The following is an 18664-nucleotide window of genomic DNA, read 5'->3' as shown; positions in this document are numbered from 1 at the left end:
TATGCTATAATGAAGTCAGAAAATTAATTTCATTTAGAATTATTAAAAGAGAAAGAATTAGGGAATAGGAGCATTGGAAGGGAGAGAAAGCGATGGACGGCTTAATGGTAGCAAACTGGATTGCATTTCTTTTTGTAACCGCTTACGCACTGTTTTTATTTGCTTATGTCGTAAAAACAAGGTTTGAATTCATCAAGCTCGGCAAAAAAGTAGAGTTTGATCATACGGTTCAAGAACGAATTAAAGCAGTCTTAGTCAATGTATTTGGTCAAAAGAAGCTGTTGAAAGATAAGAAGAGTGGAATTATCCATATTATGTTCTTTTATGGATTCATTCTCGTTCAGTTCGGAGCGATCGATTTTATATGGAAGGGACTCAACCCTGGATCGCATCTGCCTTTAGGCCCGCTTTATCCGGGATTCACATTTTTCCAAGAAATCGTAACGACAATGATCATGATCGCAGTCGTGTGGGCTTTTTACAGAAGATATGTTGAAAAGCTTGTCAGATTGAAACGCGGATTTAAATCGGGATTAGTTCTTCTATTCATCGGTGGTTTGATGCTCTCTGTATTAGTCGGTAACGGTGCAGAGATTATCTGGCACGATCTACCGTACGAGTGGACGGCGCCTATCGCATCCGTAATCGCAATGGCTCTTGGTTTCTTAGGGGAAACGGGTGCTATAGTCGTATTCTTTATCTCATGGTGGATTCACTTATTGTTCTTATTAACGTTCTTAGTGTATGTTCCGCAATCAAAGCATGCTCACTTGATCGCAGGTCCATTAAACGTTTGGCTTGGCCGTAAAGATAAAGTAGGAAAGCTTTCTTCAATCAATTTTGAAGATGAGACACAAGAAGTTTTCGGTGTGAATAAAATTGAAGACTTCAACCAAAAGCAACTAGTTGATCTTTACGCATGTGTAGAGTGTGGCCGTTGTACGAATGTATGTCCGGCAACAGGTACAGGTAAGATGCTTTCGCCGATGGATATGATCGTTAAACTACGTGACCATCTAACGGTAAAAGGAGCTGCCGTAACCTCTCGAACACCTTGGATGCCAGCGTTCGCTTTCTCGAACACAACAGGCAACCAGATCGCTTTTGAAGCGAGAGGGAAGGGTGCTGAGGAAACAGCTGCAACAACAGACGGATCATCTGCACTTGCTTATGATGTTGAGATGATCGGTGAAGTCATGACAGAAGAAGAGATCTGGGCATGTACGACTTGTCGTAACTGTGAGGACCAGTGTCCAGTGATGAACGAACACGTTGATAAGATTATCGACATGCGTCGTTATCTTGTTCTTACTGAAGGTAAGATGGACGCAGAAGCGCAGCGTGCAATCAAAAATATCGAGAAGCAAGGGAACCCTTGGGGAATTTCGAAAAAGGAACGCGAGAACTGGCGTGAGCTGAAAGAAGATGTCCACGTTCCGACTGTAAAAGAGAAAGAAAAAGCGGGTGAAGCGTTCGAGTACCTGTTCTGGGTAAGTTCGATGGGTGCTTATGACAACCGTTCACAAAAAATCGCACTTTCTTTAGCGAAGATCATGAACGAAGCTGGAATTACGTTTGCGATCTTAGGAAACAAAGAAAAGAACTCTGGTGATACGCCACGTCGACTTGGAAACGAGTTTTTATTCCAAGAGATGGCGAACGCAAACATCGAGTTGTTCCAAAAGCATGGTGTTAAGAAAATCATCACGATCGACCCACATGCGTATAACACGTTCAAAAACGAATATCCGGAGTTTGGTCTAGAAGCTGAGGTGTATCATCATACCGAGCTTTTAGCAGACTGGATTAAAGAAGGAAGAATCAAGCCGAAGTTTGAGGTAAACGAAACGATCACCTATCACGATTCTTGTTACCTTGGCCGCTATAACGAAGTGTATGAACCGCCTCGTGATATCCTAAAAGCGATTCCTGGTGTGAAGGTTGTTGAGATGGACCGCAACCGTCAGAACGGAATGTGTTGTGGAGCAGGTGGTGGAATGATGTGGATGGAAGAAAAGGCAGGTTCTCGTGTGAACGTTGCGCGTACAGAACAAGCTCTCGCTGTAAATCCAACCATGATCGGAAGCGGATGTCCGTATTGCTTAACGATGTTGAGTGACGGAACGAAAGCGAAAGAAGTAGAAGAGCAAGTTCAAACGCTAGACGTTGTTGAAATCCTTGAAAAATCAATGTTTGGCTCACAGAAACAAGGTGTTCTTCAGTAGTTTTGTAGCATGTGAAAAAGCTGCCTGCGCATGAGCTGGCAGCTTCATGCTTGGAAGTAGGTCGACTGAGCGTTCGCTCGGCTCGTCTTTCGGTGAAATTGTAAGCGTTAACATAAATTTTAGAGCTACACCATACTAAATCGGGAGGTTTTTCATATGACAAAATCAGTAATCGTCAGTGGTGTACGGACACCTGTAGGGAAATTTGGTGGTGGTTTGAGTTCACTTACGGCGTCAGATCTAGGTGGAATCGCGATTAAAGAAGCGCTTAAACGAGCGCATGTTGCGCCTGAATCGGTGGATGAAGTCATTTTAGGCTGTGTTCTTCAAGGTGGGCAAGGACAGATTCCTTCTCGTCAAGCGGCTGAAAAAGCAGGTTTACCTTGGAAGACGAAAACAGAAACGATTAACAAAGTATGTGCTTCTGGACTTCGTGCGATCACGATGGCAGATCAGATCATCCGTGCAGGTGATGAAGAAGTCATCGTCGCTGGTGGGATGGAATCAATGAGCAACGCACCTTACATTTTACCGAAAGCGCGCTGGGGGCTTCGTATGGGAGATAGCTCAGTGAAAGACCTGATGGTGCATGATGGACTAACGTGTACGTTTACAGGTGTCCATATGGGGATCTACGGAAATGACGTTGCCAAAGAGATGGAGATCTCGCGTGAGCGTCAAGACGAGTGGGCGTACCGCAGTCATAGCCGTGCTATCGATTCGATTGAAAAAGGAATTTTTGCAGAAGAGATCGTTCCTGTAGAAGTGCCTCAACGAAAAGGCGAGCCGGTTGTTGTGTCCCAAGATGAGTCACCGCGTAAAGATACGTCTATTGAATCTCTTGCAAAATTAAGACCCGTTTTTTCTCAAGATGGAACGATTACAGCAGGAAACGCACCAGGCGTGAACGATGGTGCAGCAGCAGTAGTCGTGATGAGCGAAGAGCGTGCTGAAAAAGAAGGCAAAGAAGTGATGGCGACGATCCTTGGTCACACAGCACTTGCTGTTGAAGCAAAGGATTTTCCGAAAACGCCAGGTCTTGTCATCAATGAACTGTTGAAGAAAACAGGGAAATCATTAGAAGAAATTGATCTTTTTGAAATAAACGAAGCATTTGCAGCCGTTGCCCTAGCAAGTTCTGAGCTTGCGGGATTAGATCTTGAAAAAGTGAACGTGAACGGTGGAGCAGTCGCATTAGGTCACCCGATTGGGGCGAGCGGTACGCGCATCGTATTAACGTTGATCCATGAGTTGAAAAGACGCGGAGGCGGACTTGGAATCGCTTCGATCTGTTCAGGCGGCGGGCAAGGTGACGCGATCTTAGTAGAAGTGAAGAAATAAGGAGGAGCAATATTCATGAGCATTCAAAACATTATGGTGATCGGTGCAGGACAGATGGGTTCAGGAATCGCGCAAGTTTGTGCGCAAGCAGGCTATTCCGTTGTTCTCCATGACATGCAAGAAGAGTTCGTACAAAAAGGAATCGGAATCATCTCTAAAAACTTAAACCGCTCCGTGGAAAAAGGACGTCTGGATGAAAGCGAGAAAGAAGCGATCCTATCTCGCATCACAGCTTCTGTTTCTCTAGATAACGCGTCAAACGCAGATCTTGTGATCGAAGCGGTGGTGGAAAACATGGATGTAAAAACACAGCTCTTTAAGATGCTCGATCAATACGCGCCAGCTCATACGATCTTAGCGTCGAACACATCATCCCTTCCGATCACAGAGATCGCGGCTGCAACGAACCGTCCTGAAAAAGTAATCGGCATGCACTTCATGAACCCTGTTCCTGTTATGAAACTCGTAGAGATCATCCGTGGACTTCAAACAGCGGATGACGTGTATGAAACGATTGAGTCGGTATCGAAGAAGTTGCAGAAAGTTCCAGTAGAAGTAAACGACTTTCCTGGTTTCATCTCGAACCGCATTCTCATGCCGATGATCAACGAAGCGATCTTCGCGGTGTATGAAGGTGTAGCAACTCCAGAAGCAGTCGATGAGATTATGAAACTGGGAATGAACCATCCGATGGGGCCGTTAACACTAGCAGACTTCATAGGGCTCGACACTTGCCTCTACATCATGGAGACGCTGCATGAAGGCTTCGGTGATGACAAGTACCGTCCATGTCCGCTTTTAAGAAAGTACGTAAAAGCAGGCTGGCTCGGCAAAAAGTCAGGCAGAGGCTTCTACAACTACGGGGTCTGACCCCACACAAAGACAAAAATTCCATTTTTGTCTTTGTGGAAGAGACAGCTAAAAGAGAGAGACTACAAGTCGGCATTTCACTATAGGAATGGGGAGAGACCATGAACCTTGTATTTACTGAAGAACAAAAGATGATGCAGAAGATGGTACGGGATTTTGCGCAGAAAGAGATAGCACCGGCCATCGAGCATATGGAAGAGACAGAAGAGTTTCCACGCCATCTGATTACGAAGATGGCAGATCTCGGATTGATGGGGATACCGATTCCAGAAGAGTACGGCGGAGCAGGGATGGATTTCACGTCATATATCATCGCAATCAATGAGCTTTCAAAAGTGAGCGCGACGATCGGCGTTATTTTATCTGTCCATACGAGTGTCGGAACAAATCCGATTCTTTATTTCGGGAATGAAGAACAAAAGAGAAAATACATTCCTAAGTTAGCGAGTGGAGAGTACCTTGGTGCGTTCGGACTAACAGAGCCGAGTTCGGGTTCTGATGCAGCAAGCTTAAAGACGAGAGCGGTTAAAAAGGGTGATCATTACATCTTGAACGGCTCTAAGATTTTTATTACAAACGCAGGTGAAGCAGACGTGTACATCGTTTTTGCTTCAACAGCACCTGATAAAGGAAGCTACGGGATTTCGGCCTTCATCGTAGATAAAGATACACCAGGTTTTTCAGTAGGAAAGAAAGAGAAAAAAATGGGGTTGAACGGATCAAACACATGCGAGATCGTTTTTGAAGATGCACGTGTACCTGCTGAAAATCTTCTTGGTAAAGAAGGCGAAGGCTTTAAGATTGCGATGAGCAACCTCGATGTAGGCAGGATCGGAATCGCTGCTCAATCCCTTGGTATCGCTGAGGCGGCATTAGAGTATGCGACGAACTATGCAAAAGAAAGAAAGCAGTTCGGAAAGCCGATCGGTGCTAATCAAGGTCTAGGATTTAAACTTGCAGACATGGCAACTGCCGTTGAAGCGGCAAAACTTTTAACCTATCGTGCGGCTGATCTGAAGACAAACAACCTATCATGCGGAAAAGAAGCTTCGATGGCAAAGCTTTTTGCATCAGAAACGGCAATGAAATCAGCGATCGAAGCGGTGCAAGTGTACGGAGGATACGGCTACACGAAAGAGTACCCGGTAGAAAGATTGTTCCGCGACGCGAAAGTGTGTCAGATCTACGAGGGAACTAGTGAGATTCAACGCATGGTATTAAGCAAACATTTACTAGGATAAGAGGAGAGATAGAAATGCAATTTATGTTATCTGAAGAACATGAAATGATCCGCAAAATGGTGCGTGATTTTGCTAAAAATGAAGTAGAACCTACAGCTGCAGAACGTGATGAGGAAGAGCGTTTTGACCGCGCGATTTTTGATCAGATGGGTGAGCTTGGCCTTTGTGGCATTCCTTGGCCAGAAGAGTACGGCGGAATTGGTGGGGACTACCTAGGCTATGTGATCGCAGTTGAAGAACTATCACGTGTTTGTGCGTCAGTCGGTGTAACGCTATCAGCTCACACCTCTCTTGCAGGATGGCCGATCTTTAAGTTTGGAAACGAAGAGCAAAAGCAAAAGTTCCTTCGTCCGATGGCAGAAGGTAAAAAAATCGGAGCATATGGCTTAACTGAACCTGGATCCGGATCAGACGCAGGAAACATGAAAACAACAGCGAAAAAAGACGGCGATGACTATATCATCAACGGCTCGAAAATCTTCATCACGAACGCTGGAGACGCTGAGATCTATGTCGTGTTTGCCCGCACGGATATTGAAGCAGGATCAAGAGGAGTTTCTGCGTTCATCGTAGAAAAAGGAACACCAGGCTTTTCTTTCGGTAAAAAAGAAAAGAAACTCGGCATCCGTTCATCTCCAACATTAGAGATTATTTTTGAAGATTGCCGTGTACCAGCTGAGAACCTTCTAGGTAAAGAAGGAGAAGGCTTTAAGATTGCAATGATGACACTTGATGGCGGACGTAACGGTATCGCGGCTCAAGCAGTTGGAATCGCGCAAGGTGCACTCGACGCGTCCGTAAATTACGCAAAAGACCGTAAACAGTTTGGTAAGCCGATCGGTGTCAACCAAGGGATCGGTTTCAAGCTTGCAGACATGGCTACAAAAGTAGAAGCGGCTCGCCTTTTAACCTATCAAGCGGCTTGGAGAGAGTCTGAAGGTCTTCCATACGGAAAAGAGTCCGCAATGTCGAAGCTATTTGCAGGAGACATCGCAATGGAAGTTACGACAGACGCAGTTCAAGTATTCGGCGGATACGGCTACACGAAAGAATATCCAGTAGAACGTTACATGCGTGACGCAAAAATCACGCAGATCTACGAAGGTACACAAGAAATTCAGCGTCTCGTTATTTCTAAGATGCTTTTAAAAGATTAAGAGTAAGAGTTTATGAGACACAGTGGCTAGGGAAAGAAACCCCTTGCTAAGTCAGTGTTTCTCTACTCAAAACAGAGTGTTACTAAAATGCTTTTAATAACACCTCTGCAGTTGATTGGAGAGGAAGGATGCGAGACTCCTGCGGGACAGGTGGGCAGGTGAGACACTTAAGAGTGAAACGAACAAATGTGGCTCACCGCCTGCCCCGCGGAAAGCGAGTATCCTGGAGCGGAAATCAACTACTTTCAAAATAGATTTTTAACACCACTTTTAGGAGGAAACCATGCATCCATTAGCACAGCGCATCCAGCAAAAAGAGGAACGTGCTCTCGCAAAAGCGATCACGCTTGCCGAGAACAACGGCGAAGACAAACTCGAGCTTTTAAAGAGCATCTACCCGCAGCAAAAAGGCGCTCATTGGATTGGCATCACCGGTTCACCAGGTGCTGGGAAAAGCTCGCTTGTTAATCGTCTCATCTCTTTTTTGCGTAAAAAAAAGATGACTGTTGCGGTTGTTGCTGTTGATCCGACGAGTCCGTTCAGCGGCGGTTCTATACTTGGAGACCGTGTTCGGATGGCTGACCATTTTACCGACCCTGGTGTGTTTATCCGAAGCATGGGGACGCGCGGCAGTCTTGGCGGCCTTTCACGATCTACGAAAGAAACGGTAAGGCTGATGGATGCTTATGGTTTTGATGTGATTTTAATAGAGACAGTAGGAGTCGGACAGTCTGAGCTCGACATTATGAAGCTAGCAGATTCGGTTGCGGTTGTATTGAATCCAGGTAGCGGAGATGTAGTGCAAGTATTTAAAGCGGGAATCATGGAGATCGCGGATCTGTTCGTTGTGAACAAAGCGGATATGCCAGGGGTTCCTAAGCTTCTCGCAGAGATTGAAGCGATGCTTGATCTTGTGAAGCACGACAGTCCTTACCGACCGCCAGTTGTTCAGACGGTTTCTACTGAAAATAAAGGATTACAAGAATTATGGGATTCTCTTTTAGCGCACCGTGAATATTTAGAGAAGAGTGGTGAAGGTAAAGAGAGAAAGCTTTCTAACCTGAAGCGTGAGGTGATGGAAGTGGTTCAGCATGAAATCTATCAGCAAGTGTGGAAACAAGAACAGAAAAATGGGTTCTCCTGGCTGGCCGACTTAGAATCAGGTACGACAGACCCTTATACAGCTGCAGAAGAGATCTTATTAACACGTTTGCAGCCGGCTGACGGGAAACAGAAATGAGGGAGGCCAATTGGGTAAGAAAGAAGTGCCGTCGCTCGTAAAAGATGAAAAACTGATTCAGAGACGACGAGAAGAGATGGTAAAAGCAGCGGTCTCTCTATTTAAAGAGAATGGCTTCCATCGCACGACAACCCGCGAGATCGCAAAAGCTTCTGGTTTTAGCATCGGTACACTTTATGAGTATATCCGGTCAAAAGAAGATATTCTCTATCTTGTCTGCGACAGCATCTATGATGGGGTAAAGCTGAGGCTGCAGCAGGATATTAATGGGGAAGACAGCGGGATTCAAGGAGTCGAGCGTGCGATCGCAGCTTATTTTAAAGTGATGGATGATATGCAGGATGAAGTGCTCGTCATGTATCAAGAAGCGAAGTCGCTCTCACATGAAGCTCTTCCGTATGTGCTCAAAAAAGAGCTGGAGATGACGGCGATCTTTGAAGAACTGCTTTTTAAAGTAGTAAAGCAAGGTGAACTACATTTAAGTGAAAAAGAAATACAGGCAGCAGCTCACAATATTTTGATCATAGGACAGATGTGGACGTTCAGACGCTGGGCGCTGCAGAAGATGTATACGTTAGAAGAATATACACAGTTACAAGTTCAGCAATTGTTGTACGGCATTAAAGGAGCATAAGAAAGGGTGAATGAAATGACTCAGACTGATATTTACCGGCCAAAGAATCCGGTTCGATTTGTAACCGCTTCCAGTCTTTTTGATGGTCACGATGCGTCGATTAACATCATGCGAAGAATCATTCAATCGAACGGCTGTGAGGTCATCCACCTCGGACACAACCGTTCTGTAGATGAAGTGGTGAGTGCAGCTATCCAAGAGGACGTTCAAGGAATCGCGATTTCTTCTTATCAAGGCGGACACGTAGAGTATTTTAAATATATGATCGATTTATTAAAAGAACGTGGTGCAGGACATATCAAAGTATTTGGCGGAGGCGGGGGCGTTATCATCCCACCTGAGATCAAAGAGCTGCATGCTTATGGTGTAACCCGCATCTTTTCACCGGAAGATGGAAGATTGCTAGGACTTCAAGGCATGATCAATAAGATGGTAGAAGAATGTGATTTTCCGACGGTTACCTCTTTAACGGATGAGATTGAAAAAGTGAAAGAAAAAGACGTTCGCTCCGTTTCGCGTTTGATTACGCTAGCTGAAAACTTGAAGCAAGCGCCAGAAGAAATCGCAGCAACGGCTGAACAGACGTTAAACGAATTGAAAAGTCTGCAAAAACAAGTGCCGGTTCTAGGTATTACAGGTACAGGTGGAGCGGGGAAAAGTTCATTAACGGATGAGCTCGTTCGACGTTTTTTAAACGAGTGTGAAGACAAGACGATTGCGATCATCTCCATCGATCCGACGAAACAAAAGACTGGCGGAGCCCTTTTAGGTGACAGAATCCGTATGAACGCGATCTATCATCCACGTGTTTACATGCGTTCACTTGCTACACGTGGTTCACGTTCTGAGCTTTCCGATGCGATCAAGGACGCGATTGCAGTAACGAAAGCAGCTGGATTTGATCTAATCGTTGTTGAGACGAGCGGAATCGGCCAAGGTGATGCTGGAATCTCAGAGATTTCGGATGCTTCTTTATACGTGATGACGAGTGAGTTTGGTGCACCATCGCAATTAGAGAAGATCGACATGATCGATTATGCAGATATTATCGCGATCAATAAATTTGAGCGCAAAGGCTCTGAGGATGCGCTTCGTGATGTGAAGAAGCAATATCAGCGTTCTCGCAACTGGTTTGATAGGGATTTAGATGAGATGCCTGTTTACGGAACGATCGCGAGCCAGTTTAATGACGCGGGAACGAACGTACTTTTTTATCACTTGATGAAAGTGATTGAAGAAAAGTCAGGTATGGATTGGGGCATCCAACCAGCTCATGATGCTATGACTGCGAAAAAGAACGTCATCATTCCGGGTGAGCGTGCTCAATACTTAAATGAGATCGCACAAACGGTTCGTAAATACCATGAAACGGTGAACGAACAATCCAAGCTTGCTCGCAAGTCGTTCCAAATTCAAGGGACGCTTGAAACAGTAAAAGAATACGACGCTGCAGGTGAGGAAGTAGAAACATCGTTAAACAAAGCGCTTGAAAAAGTAGAAGAGCAGCTGCTGCCAACGACTTCAAAAATGTTAAAAGAATGGCCAGAATTAAAAGAAATGTTTAGCAAGAAGGAATTCGTAACAAAAATCCGAGACAAAGAGATCGTGACAGAACTGACGACGAAAAGTCTTTCTGGTCTTGATATTCCAAAGGTCGCTCTTCCGAAGTTCGAGGACTGGGGAGACATTGTAAAGTGGATCATGAAGGAAAACGTGCCAGGCTCATTCCCGTACACAGCGGGCGTGTTTCCTTTTAAACGTAAAGGTGAAGATCCGAAGCGTCAGTTCGCTGGAGAAGGAACGCCTGAGCGTACGAACCGCCGATTCCACTATCTATCAAAAGATGACGACGCAAAGCGCTTGAGTACAGCGTTTGACTCGGTAACCCTATATGGTGAAGACCCGGATCACCGACCGGACATCTACGGAAAAGTTGGGGAGAGCGGTGTAAGCATCTGTACGCTCAACGACATGAAGAAGCTGTATGACGGCTTTGATCTGATCGCTCCTTCTACATCTGTTTCGATGACGATCAACGGTCCTGCACCGATCATTCTCGCCATGTTCATGAACACGGCGATCGATCAGCAAGTGAAGATCTTTGTGGATAACAATGGCAGACAACCGAATGAAGCAGAGTATGGCGAGATTAAAGCGAACACGCTGGCATCAGTCCGCGGTACGGTTCAAGCAGACATCTTAAAAGAAGATCAAGGTCAAAACACGTGTATCTTCTCTACTGAATTTGCGCTTCGTATGATGGGTGATATTCAGCAATACTTTATCGACCACCAAGTTCGCAACTATTATTCAGTTTCAATTTCGGGCTATCATATCGCAGAAGCTGGTGCGAACCCGATCACGCAGCTCGCGTTTACACTCGCGAACGGCTTTACGTACGTGGAATATTATTTAAGCCGTGGAATGGATATTAACGCATTCGCACCAAACTTATCGTTCTTCTTCTCAAACGGTCTTGATCCGGAATATAGCGTGATCGGCCGTGTAGCTCGCCGAATTTGGGCTACGGTTATGCGTGATAAGTACAAAGCAAACGAGCGCAGCCAGAAGCTGAAGTATCACATTCAAACATCTGGACGTTCACTTCACGCACAAGAGATTGATTTTAACGATATTCGTACGACGCTTCAAGCGTTGATGGCACTTTATGATAACTGTAACTCACTTCACACGAACTCGTATGACGAAGCAATCACAACGCCAACGGAAGAATCCGTTCGCCGCGCGATGGCGATTCAGATGATCATTACAAAAGAGCTTGGTTTGGCTCGTAATGAGAACTCGCTTCAAGGTTCGTTCATCATCGAAGAGTTAACAGATCTTGTAGAAGAGATGGTTCTTCAAGAGTTCGAGCGCATGAACACAAGAGGCGGCGTGCTGGGTGCGATGGAAACACAGTATCAGCGCGGTAAGATTCAAGAAGAGTCGATGTATTATGAAATGAAAAAGCATGACGGATCCCTTCCGATCATCGGAGTGAACACATACCTCAATCCAAACCCGCCGTCAGAAGAAGAGTTCAACATGCAGCTCGCACGTGCGACAAAGGATGAAAAAGAGCAGCAGATTCTGAATCTGAACGCATTCCAAGAGTCAAGTAAAGACCAAGCGGGTGAAGCTCTTAAACGATTGAAAAATGTAGCCCTATCCGGCGGAAACATATTCGATGAGCTCATGCACACCGTAAAATATGCAAGTCTCGGTCAAATCACGAGCGCACTTTATGAAGTAGGCGGGAAGTATAGAAGAAATATGTAGTGTGAGGGGAGAGAGGGCCGCCAGTGTTTGAGCGGTTCTCTTTTCTTTGAGAGAGTTGATGATTGCATCACTCTTTATAGAACTACTCTCTTAAAATGTAGTTTTTTAAAGGTTGTTGTTTTAAGTTTCTTTATATTTCTCCTATGAAAATTGATTGGAGCAGAAGGTTGCGAGACTCCTGCGGGACAAGCGGGCAGTCCTAAAAGTGGAAGTGGCTCGTTCAGCCCCGACAAGCAAAAGGTGAATGGGTTTGAAGGCGCACTTTGCCTTCTTAGCCATTTAACTTTTGACCTCGAGGGGCTAGCCACTGCACTAGACAGGTGAGGCACTTAAGGGCGCGAAGCGGCAAGTGGCTCACCGCCTGCCCCGCGGAAAGCGAGCAACCTGGAGCGGAAATCAACCACTTTCAAAAGCACCATAGTGTAATCTAACAAGGGTCACAAAACCTTTTATGGAAAAAAGATAGATTACTACTGGCATATACGCATGGGATTTGTTTATAATGAAGAGTATGATTCTTCTAAAGAATGAGCACAATGTGTTGATATAAATGAGTGTGGAGAAGGAAAGGAAGTGCCGATGTGGCTATGTTGAACACGTACACGAAAGAACAAGTCGTTGAAATGTCAATGGTCGAAATCGCATTTGAAATTTTGCAAAATGCTAAGCAACCTGTTCAATTCTATGATTTAGTAAAACAGATCGCTGAAATCAAAGGTTTGTCTAAAACAGCTGTTGAAAACCGTATTGCGTATTTTTACACTGATATGAATATTGACGGCCGATTCGTTTCATTAGGCGATAATAAATGGGGATTAAAAACGTGGTACCCAGTTGAGAGCTCTGAAGAGGAGCTTGGTGCAACGAACAAACCAACAAAACGTAAAAAAGCGTCTGAAGATGACTACGACTTTGAAGAGGACTTCGATGATGAAGACTTCGATGAGTTGGAAGTGGAAGATGAGTTCGTTGATGAAGACGACGATCTTGCTGACGACGATGATGACGATGACGAAGATGAAGAATTAGAATTCGACGAAGAAGATGAAGACTTCGACGAAGAAGATGAAGATGAAGATGCAGACGAGGAAGAAGATCTGTAAGACTGATTGTGAGTCGTGAAAACCAGTGCCCTTGGCGCTGGTTTTTTTTAGATGCAACTCGTGGATTGAAGATCAAAACTTTTGGACTCAGGTTCAAGGCTCGTGGATCCCTGAGCCCGAGCTACCAACCATTCACAAGCTTGTCACACTAAAAAATGGATTCTCACAGATCATCTTGACATGCGCACGATACTCGGGTAATATTCTTTTTGGGCTATTCCTGTATCTTTTATTTAAAAGACTAATTTTATATGATATCAAAAGCAAAAGTGCCCCCTAACCATAGGGGAAGTGTCTTTTGCTTTTTATTTTTTCCGGATGAGACTGTGTTAGCAGCACGCACACAACCCTCTTCCAATAGTAGAAAATGCGTTAAACGCACATACTTATTTTAGAAAATTTAGGGGGATTGAAAACATGGCAAAATATATTTTTGTTACAGGCGGTGTTGTTTCGTCTTTAGGAAAAGGAATCACTGCAGCATCATTAGGCCGTTTATTAAAAAACCGCGGAGTTAAAGTGACGACGCAAAAATTCGATCCTTACATCAACGTGGATCCAGGGACGATGAGCCCTTATCAGCATGGTGAAGTTTTCGTAACAGATGACGGTGCGGAAACGGACTTAGACTTAGGTCACTATGAGCGTTTTATCGATATTAACTTAAATAAATACAGCTCAGTAACGACTGGTAAAATTTATTCTACCGTTCTTAGAAAAGAGCGTCGCGGTGAGTATCTTGGTGGAACAGTACAGGTTATTCCGCACATCACGAACGAGATCAAAGAGCGTGTTTTCCGTGCTGGTCGTGAAACGAACGCAGATGTCGTGATCACAGAGATCGGCGGAACTGTTGGGGACATCGAAAGCTTGCCGTTCCTAGAAGCAATTCGTCAGATCAAAAGTGATGTAGGCTCTGAAAACGTAATGTATATTCACTGTACGTTGATTCCATATATCCGTGCAGCGGGTGAGCTTAAGACGAAACCAACACAACATAGTGTAAAAGAGCTTCGCAGCCTTGGTATCCAGCCGAACATTATCGTGGTTCGTACAGAGATGCCGGTCCCTCAAGAAATGAAAGACAAAATCGGTCTTTTCTGCGACATCGATCCAAAAGCGGTTATTGAAGCGAGAGATGCAGACACACTTTACCAAGTGCCGATCGATCTTCAAGAGCAGAAGATGGACGAGCTTGTTTGTAAACACCTTAAGCTTGAAACACACGAGCCGGATATGGCGGAGTGGAAAGAACTGATCAACCGCGTAACGAACTTAAAAGGAAAAGCAAAGATTGCGTTAGTCGGAAAATATGTAGCGCTACAAGATGCCTATATTTCTGTAGTTGAAGCGCTTCGTCATGCAGGTTATCAATTTGATACAGATATCGAGATCGACTGGATCAACTCTGAGAACGTTACTGCTGAAAACGTGAACGAACTTCTTCAAGATGCTGATGGTATCTTAGTTCCTGGCGGATTCGGTGACAGAGGGGTAGAAGGTAAGATTCTAGCTACTCAATATGCGCGTGAGAACAAAGTTCCTTTCTTAGGAATCTGTCTTGGTATGCAGCTTGCATCCGTAGAGTTTGCTCGTAACGTCTTAGGACTTGATGGTGCACACTCTGCAGAACTTATGCCTGGTACACCATTCCCGGTCATCGATCTACTTCCTGAACAAAAGGACATCGAAGATCTAGGTGGTACACTGCGCCTTGGACTGTATCCGTGTAAGATTAAAGAAGATACAAAAGCGTTCGCAGCTTATAACGATGAAGTTGTTTACGAAAGACATCGTCACCGTTATGAGTTCAACAACGAATACCGTGAACAAATGGAAAAAGCAGGGTTCATTTTCTCAGGAACATCTCCTGATGGCCGTCTTGTTGAGATCATCGAGTTAGAAGATCACCCGTGGTTTGTTGCGTCACAGTTCCACCCAGAATTCACATCACGACCAACACGCCCGCAAGCTCTATTCCGTGACTTTATCGGTGCGGTAACACAATTGAAGAACTAATTTTATAGATCGTTATGGCCGGCAGCTTCACTTTCTTAGTGGAGCTGCCGGTTTTTTTATGAAGAATGACTGAACATAATATAAAACATGGATTTTACGGTACGTGTTTTTATAATTGTTACACGTTCGCACACTTTTTAGCTTATTACGCACACATTTTCACTTTCTGCGCACGTATCGACACGCGCTTCACTCTTTTCGACACGCCGCACGCACATAACCTCTAAATTTACACACAATCGCCATGTCAAAAAAGCATGACAATAAGAAAAAGCTTGGCTATTAGCCTAGCTCCTCCTTATTCTTCATCATATTCTTCCAAAATCTCTTCTGTCGTTAAAAATAGTGCGTAATACGCGAATAAAGCAGTTAATCCTGATGGAAATCCTAAGCGTGAACCATCATCGAGTGGCACCAATCCGCGAACGGCCTTCGTATCGATCACGATATCGGCTAAATCCTCCACATTCACATCGATATCGGCATCTTTTCGTCGTCCACCGATCAAAATGACATGGCACGCAGACGTTTTACGAATTTTTGAACAGAGTGCTACTGCTTCTTCGTCATTTAAAAAGCGCGTTGCTACGACAACACTATCGACCGGTAGCAGCTCAGACAATAGTTCATCTGAATATTTAGCCCCCGCGCGGAATTTATTCTCTCCAAATAGTGCTTCGCTCACAATGGCTTCCATTTCGTTAAAGCCTTTAAAATAAACGGTTCCTTCAGAAAGAATACTTTGTGCCAGCAGGCGTGAACTTTCTTCGATCGACTGTTCTTCTTTATCTGAAATGGATTTTAACAATCCTGCAACTTGTGTTGAAAATATTTTTAACATGAAAAAGAACTCCTTACTTTTTTTCAAATCATCGTGTTTTTGTTTATTAATTTAGTATACTTAATTTAACAATACAAATCATCGGGAACAGCAGGAATTCGTATCCTGTGTCTCGAATGGTATAGGGACAAAATGGTTTTGTAAAGAAACTCTAGATGAGGTGAGCAATAATGAGCGGGAAAATTTTAATTGTAGACGATCAGTATGGCATCAGAATTCTTTTGAACGAAATCTTTCAAAAAGAAGGTTATAAGACGTATCAGGCAGCGAACGGTGTACAAGCTCTTTCGATTGTGGAGAAAGACCGCCCTGATCTTGTCATTTTAGATATGAAGATTCCTGGAATGGATGGCTTGGAAATCCTTCGTCGTGTGAAGAAGCATGATGAAACGATTCAAGTGATCATCATGACAGCTTATGGTGAGCTAGACATGATTCACGAGGCTATGAAGCTGGGAGCTATCACTCATTTTGCAAAGCCATTTGATATTGATGAGATTCGAGCGGCGGTTAGGAAAGAACTTCCATTAAACACGCCATCGTCATAAAAGATTAAGAAATGCTGGTGTGTCGCCAATGATAGCGGTTACACCCTGAAAACGTTGATGTGTTGCGGTTTTCAGGCGATATTGGTATGCTATACTAGAATGAAATATGAGCATAATGAAATGTTTAGCAAGACGCCATGAAAGGTAAACTAAAGTGGCTTCTTTTTGCTGTTTATGCGCATTTCAGCAAATACACTATACAAAATGTAGTTGGTCTGCTCGTGCCAATATCTAAGGAGGACATTACTATGCCTTTAGTTTCAATGAAAGAAATGCTTGAAAAAGCAAAAGCGGAAAATTATGCAGTTGGTCAATTCAACTTGAACAACCTTGAGTTCACTCAAGCGATTCTTAAAGCTGCACAAGAAGAGAAATCTCCAGTAATTCTTGGTGTTTCCGAAGGTGCTGCTCGTTATATGGGCGGATTCAAGCTTGTAGTTGCTATGGTTAAAGCGCTTATTGAAGAGTACAAAGTAACTGTACCTGTAGCGATCCACCTTGACCACGGTTCTAGCTTCCAAAAGTGTGCTGAAGCGATTCATGCAGGTTTCACATCTGTAATGATCGACGGATCTCACCACCCGCTAGAAGAGAATATCGCTCTTACTAAAAAAGTAGTTGAACTTGCTCACATCCACGGTGTTTCTGTTGAAGCAGAACTTGGCCGTATTGGTGGACAAGAAGACGACCTAGTTGTTGAAGATGCAGATGCAGCTTACGCTATCCCTTCTGAGTGTGATCAACTTGTTCGTGAAACTGGTGTTGACTGCTTCGCGCCTGCACTAGGATCTGTTCACGGACCTTACAAAGGTGAGCCTAACTTAGGATTTGACCGCATGAAAGAAGTTATGGAACTAACTGGTGTACCTCTTGTACTTCACGGTGGTACTGGTATCCCAACAAAAGATATCCAAAAAGCAATTTCTTTAGGAACTGCTAAAATCAACGTAAACACAGAAAACCAAATTGCTTCTCATAAAGCTGTTAAGGAATACATCGGATCTAACCCAGATAAATATGATCCTCGTAGCTACTTAACTGCAGCTCGTGATGCGATCCAAGCAACTGTAGCTGGAAAAATGCGTGAGTTTGGTTCTTCTAACAAAGCTTAATATAACCTTTCTCATGAAACCGCCTATACATCATAGGCGGTTTCATTTACACTATAAGAGTGCAAAAAACTAAGATCTACGTAAAGATAATAAAAGTTTTATGCGAAGTTTTGTAAGCGTAATCCTTCGTGTATGAAGACGAACATGTTATAAAAGAATATAAAAGATAGACATACTCAAAAAAAAACAGGAGTGATCATTTTTGAAATTCTTTATTGATACTGCAAACATTGATGATATTAAAGAAGCCTATGACCTGGGCATTTTATCTGGAGTAACAACGAACCCTTCTTTAGTCGCTAAAGAAAAAGGCGTTGATTTTCATGAAAGATTAAAGGAAATCACAAGCCTAGTACCGGGTTCTGTTAGTGCTGAGGTGATCGGAACTTCTTATGAAGAAATGGTTTCAGAAGGTCGTGAACTAGCAAAAATCGCACCAAACATCACGGTAAAAGTTCCAATGACACTGGACGGATTAAAGGCAGTAAAAACGTTCTCTGATGAAAACATCAAAACAAACGTAACCTTAATTTTCAATGCAAACCAAGCATTACTTGCAGCTCGTGCAGGTGCAACGTATGTATCACCATTCTTGGGACGTTTAGATGATATCGGTCAAGATGGTTTAGAGCTTATCTCACAAGTGGCACAAATTTTTGCGATTCATGAGATCCCAACAGAGATCATCGCAGCATCGATCCGCCACCCTGTTCACGTAACAGAAGCGGCATTACGAGGCGCGCACATAGCAACAATTCCACCAAACGTAATCAAAGGACTAGTAAAGCACCCGCTAACAGATCAAGGGATCGAAAAGTTCCTAGCTGACTGGGATGCTGCTAACAGAAAGTAATTTATTAGTTCTTTTTCTTTAATAAAAGGTGTTTTTATAACTTCCTGGATAAGTTGATTGTAGTGAAAGGTGCGAGACTCCTGCGGGACAGGTGGGCAGGTGAGACACTTAAGAGTGAAACGTACGAATGTGGCTCACCGCCTGCCCCGCGGAAAGCGAGCACCTGAAAAGGAAATCAACTACTTTCAAACGCAACAAAGC

14 protein-coding genes are annotated in these 18664 nt (G+C 44.0%); 13 read left to right on the top strand and 1 reads right to left on the bottom strand.

What is annotated here, in order from left to right:
- The first annotated feature begins 92 nt into the window (after nt 1-92).
- The 10 genes from P4V41_RS15215 to P4V41_RS15170 all read left to right on the top strand — a co-directional run bounded on the left by P4V41_RS15215 (nt 93) and on the right by P4V41_RS15170 (nt 15109).
- Nucleotides 93-2225, top strand: coding sequence for a (Fe-S)-binding protein (locus P4V41_RS15215; RefSeq protein ID WP_328085929.1), 2133 nt, complete (start codon nt 93-95; stop codon nt 2223-2225).
- Between the two features lie 156 nt (nt 2226-2381).
- A complete protein-coding gene (locus tag P4V41_RS15210) occupies nt 2382-3566 on the top strand; it encodes an acetyl-CoA C-acetyltransferase (RefSeq protein ID WP_328085928.1) in 1185 nt (394 codons plus the stop codon).
- Nucleotides 3567-3581: 15 nt separating this feature from the next.
- Nucleotides 3582-4436, top strand: coding sequence for a 3-hydroxybutyryl-CoA dehydrogenase (locus tag P4V41_RS15205; protein WP_328085927.1), 855 nt, complete (start codon nt 3582-3584; stop codon nt 4434-4436).
- A gap of 101 nt (nt 4437-4537) precedes the next feature.
- Entirely contained in the window at nt 4538-5677 is a 1140-nt protein-coding gene (locus tag P4V41_RS15200; protein ID WP_328085926.1) for an acyl-CoA dehydrogenase, read from the top strand.
- Nucleotides 5678-5691: 14 nt separating this feature from the next.
- Nucleotides 5692-6834, top strand: coding sequence for an acyl-CoA dehydrogenase (locus tag P4V41_RS15195; protein ID WP_066399058.1), 1143 nt, complete (start codon nt 5692-5694; stop codon nt 6832-6834).
- A gap of 283 nt (nt 6835-7117) precedes the next feature.
- On the top strand, nt 7118-8074 hold the full coding sequence (meaB, locus tag P4V41_RS15190) for a methylmalonyl Co-A mutase-associated GTPase MeaB (RefSeq protein WP_328085923.1): 957 nt from the start codon (nt 7118-7120) through the stop codon (nt 8072-8074).
- 10 nt (nt 8075-8084) lie between these two features.
- Nucleotides 8085-8708: a TetR/AcrR family transcriptional regulator gene (locus tag P4V41_RS15185; protein WP_328085922.1), complete on the top strand. Its 624-nt coding sequence runs from the start codon at nt 8085-8087 to the stop codon at nt 8706-8708.
- 15 nt (nt 8709-8723) lie between these two features.
- Entirely contained in the window at nt 8724-11987 is a 3264-nt protein-coding gene (icmF, locus tag P4V41_RS15180) for a fused isobutyryl-CoA mutase/GTPase IcmF (protein ID WP_328085984.1), read from the top strand.
- Between the two features lie 587 nt (nt 11988-12574).
- Complete coding sequence (gene rpoE / locus P4V41_RS15175; RefSeq protein ID WP_328085983.1) at nt 12575-13090, top strand: DNA-directed RNA polymerase subunit delta; 516 nt, start codon at nt 12575-12577, stop codon at nt 13088-13090.
- A gap of 417 nt (nt 13091-13507) precedes the next feature.
- The gene (locus P4V41_RS15170) at nt 13508-15109 is read left to right on the top strand and encodes a CTP synthase (protein ID WP_328085921.1); all 1602 of its coding nucleotides are present in this window, start codon (nt 13508-13510) and stop codon (nt 15107-15109) included.
- 298 nt (nt 15110-15407) lie between these two features.
- On the opposite strand, the gene P4V41_RS15165 is transcribed toward P4V41_RS15170, so the two are convergent.
- On the bottom strand, nt 15408-15950 hold the full coding sequence (locus tag P4V41_RS15165) for a DUF2529 family protein (RefSeq protein WP_328085920.1): 543 nt from the start codon (nt 15948-15950) through the stop codon (nt 15408-15410).
- 167 nt (nt 15951-16117) lie between these two features.
- On the opposite strand from P4V41_RS15165, the gene P4V41_RS15160 reads away from it, so the two are divergent.
- From P4V41_RS15160 to fsa, 3 genes are all read left to right on the top strand, one after another.
- Nucleotides 16118-16498 (top strand): response regulator, encoded by a 381-nt coding sequence (locus P4V41_RS15160; RefSeq protein WP_171005594.1) that lies wholly within the window; start codon nt 16118-16120, stop codon nt 16496-16498.
- A gap of 248 nt (nt 16499-16746) precedes the next feature.
- Nucleotides 16747-17610 (top strand): class II fructose-1,6-bisphosphate aldolase, encoded by an 864-nt coding sequence (gene fba / locus P4V41_RS15155; protein ID WP_328085919.1) that lies wholly within the window; start codon nt 16747-16749, stop codon nt 17608-17610.
- A 202-nt stretch (nt 17611-17812) separates the two neighbouring features.
- Entirely contained in the window at nt 17813-18463 is a 651-nt protein-coding gene (gene fsa / locus P4V41_RS15150) for a fructose-6-phosphate aldolase (RefSeq protein ID WP_066399032.1), read from the top strand.
- Nucleotides 18464-18664 lie beyond the last annotated feature (201 nt).

This window comes from Fictibacillus nanhaiensis, assembly GCF_036213205.1.
GTDB classification, from domain to species: domain Bacteria; phylum Bacillota; class Bacilli; order Bacillales; family Fictibacillaceae; genus Fictibacillus; species Fictibacillus nanhaiensis_E.
This window is presented reverse-complemented; position numbering and strand designations above follow the sequence as displayed.